The sequence below is a fragment of the Frankia sp. CcWB3 genome (genome assembly GCF_977927595.1).
This window is the reverse complement of the sequence record NZ_CDWRCK010000182.1, coordinates 6198-9170: the sequence shown is the minus strand read 5'-3', so window position 1 is coordinate 9170 and position 2973 is coordinate 6198. Positions and strand designations below refer to the sequence as shown.

Annotated in this window: 1 protein-coding gene; it reads right to left on the bottom strand. The window is 75.4% G+C overall.

Annotation, left to right across the window (positions count from 1 at the left end; translation table 11 throughout):
• The coding region (locus tag ACY5KJ_RS14145; protein WP_462203555.1) for a hypothetical protein at positions 1 to 2918 on the bottom strand (2918 nt) is incomplete at its 3' end.
• Between the last annotated feature and the right edge of the window lie 55 nt (positions 2919 to 2973).

Genomic DNA, 2973 nt, shown 5'->3' with positions numbered 1-2973 from the left:
CCCGGCCCGCCCGGACCGGGTGCCACCAGCGTCAGGTCCGGGCAGGCCAGCATGGCGCCTGACAGGGGCCAGACCCGTCCCTTCCCGGCACCGGCACCACCGGTGCTGGTGCCGGTGCTGGTGCTGGTGCCGGCGAGGAACGCCCCGGTCAGCCCGAGCAGCCCGAGGACCGCCAGCGGCAGCACCATCCGCGAAACGACCGTCCGCGAAACGACCACGACGTGACACGACGGCCGCTGACACGACGGCCGCTCAGCCTTCCCGACCCGCCGCGGCTGCGTTGCAGCCGGGGGAGCCATCCGCCGCGACCTCAGGACTGGGATTCCCAGCAGCACGGGGATGCCCAGCAGGACAAGCGCGGCGAGCGCCGCCGCCTGGCCCAGCACGGCCCGGTGGGGTGAAGCCCGGTCGTGGTCGATGCGGAGCCGACCGCCGTCGGGCGGCAGCCGGAATCCGGCTGCCCAGCCCCACGCCCGGAACGGAGTCAGCGGCCGGCCTTCCAGCCACGCGTGCCATCCGGCATCCGCCGGTACGGCGAGCACCAGGGAGCGTGCCGGGCCGGACCGGGCGGCGAGGGCGGGCAACCGCTCGCCGGAGGCCAACCGGCGTACCGAGGAGGGCGCTGGCGGCAGCGGCGCCGAGAGGAGGAGAGGAGCACCCGGCGCTGTACCGATCGGGCGGGCTGTCCGCTTCGTCGCCGCGGGAGCGGCGTGCCGCGCCACCGGCTCACGACGATCAGCCCGATCGGACTCCATCACCCAGGCCAGGGGTCCGCCCGCCCACCCGGATGCGTCCGGTCGCGGCGCACCGGTCCCACCGGGCTCTCCCGAAGCCGTCGCACCACGGGCCGGAACGGCGGGACGCCAGAAGATCGCCCCCGGGCGGGGACGATCCCGGATCAAGGACGGCGTCGCGTCCAGTCGGGCGACGAGCTGAGAGGCCGAGTCGGCCGTGGGTACGGCGACCGATGTCACGCCCAGAAACGGGAGCCAGCCGGCTGCCCGGCCACCGTTGGCGGCGAGGTCCGCGACCATGTCGGCGAGGAACCGACTGGACCGCCGCGGGGTGCGGGCGCCGGTCTCGGGAAACGTCGGCCCGGACGCGGAGGCCAGGGTGTACCGGATCGTTCTGGCCGAGGCCGGTTGGTGCAGGACGAGGACGCGGGCACCCGGGCCGGCGGCGCGGGTCACGGCCGCGACCGCGCGGGCGAGGCCGGCCCCCTCGACGCCGGCCGGGTTCGCCCCTGTGGTGTCGTCGGGCCGAGATACATCCACGGCCAGGAACCGAGCGGCAAGGATCAGCGGCCCGACGAGGAGGAGCAGCGTCACGGGAAGGACCACCAGCACGGCCGTGCGCCGCCGACGGCCCCGCCCCCGGCCCGCGAGGCGGCCGAACAACCAGCAGGCCAGGCATCCACCGACGAAGCCGGCCACATCGGCACTGGGTCCGCTGTCCGCACCAGCCAGCAGGGCCAGGGAGTACTGGGGCAGCCTAGCCAGGGCGATCGCCGATTCGGCGAGGACGGCGAGGACGGCGACGGGATCCAGCCACAGGTCCGGAAGCACCGGAATGATCGTCGCGAGCAGAGCGGCGATGATCGCGGGCAGCCTGGACCGCGCGGTCAGGAACGCGACGGCGACCAGGCCCGCCCAGGCGATGACCAGCATCGACGGGGCGCAGGCGATGAACCCGACCAGACAGACCGCGAGCGTCCACACCGGCCGGCCCGGCGCCCCGCCGACGCCAAAGCCAAAGCCAAAGCCGGAGCCGTCCCGCCGGTCCCGCAGGACCGCGTCGGCGGCGGCGAGCACCAGGGGAAGGCCGATCACCGCGCCCACGGTGTCGGTGCGGCCGGCGAGGACCGACCCGGTCATCACCGGGTTCAACCCGTAGCCGGCGGCGAGCCCGAACCGGGCGAGCGGATGTGGTTCCAGCCGGGCGAGCGCCCGGTAGGCGCTCAGGCCCGCGAGCGCCGGGCCGGCCGCCAGCAGGATCCAAGCGGCCGGCGCCGGCCTCTCCCCCAGCAGAGTGGCCGCCGCGGCGAACAGCGCGGTGAAAGGGGGTGCCGGCCCGGGACCACTCAGAGGTCCATCGGGCGCCCCCGCCCATCCGGACCACACGGCCGACCACAGGTTCCGGCTGCCGGTCGGGAGCGGCAGGCCCCCGCCGAGCATGTCCGCCGGCATCCCCCGCATGGCCAGGAGCCCGACGGCACCCAGCAGGGTCGCCAGGGTCATCGGCGGCCAGGCCGGCCGGCGCGGGTGCGCATCCGGTCTGGGCCCGGTGACCACCAAGGTGGTGTCGGCGACGTCTTCGGCGGCTCCGGCCCGATCGAGGAGATCCTCGGCGCCGGCTCCGCGCCGCCACGGCAGGCGGCGGGCCGGGAACAACGGGCGGACGGCCCGGTGCGGCACCGCCCACGTGCAGGCGGCGCGCCGACGCATCCGGCGCAACTGCCGTGGCCGCCCCAGCACGGTACCGGCGAGCGTGAGCTCGGCGAGCGCCGCCCGGGGTCGGCCGCGCAGGAGCAGGCCGAGGGTGCGCACGGCCGTTCCGACGAGCAGGGCGACCACCATCGCCGGCAACAGCACCGTCGCCGTGTTCGCCAGCCGGACCCGTAGAGCCCCCGCGCGGTCGGCCGATGCCCCGGGGAAGGCCGAGGCCGAGGCCACGGTCGCCGTGGCCGACGGGACGACGACGACCCGTAGGCCGGCACGGGCCACCCGCCAGCCAAGATCGATGTCATGACCACCATCGAGCTCGGGGTCGAGTCCACCGAGCAGACGCCAGACCACCGCCCGCACGAGGGTGCCCGAACACGCGACGGCGAGGACGTCACGTACCCCGTCACACCGACCATAATCATCATTGCCCGGGCACATTCCGGTATGCCGTCGCCCGGCCCGGTCGACGCTCACCCCGACTTCAACCACCCGGGGTCTCGTCACCGGCCGGGACCGCGCACCCGTCGAT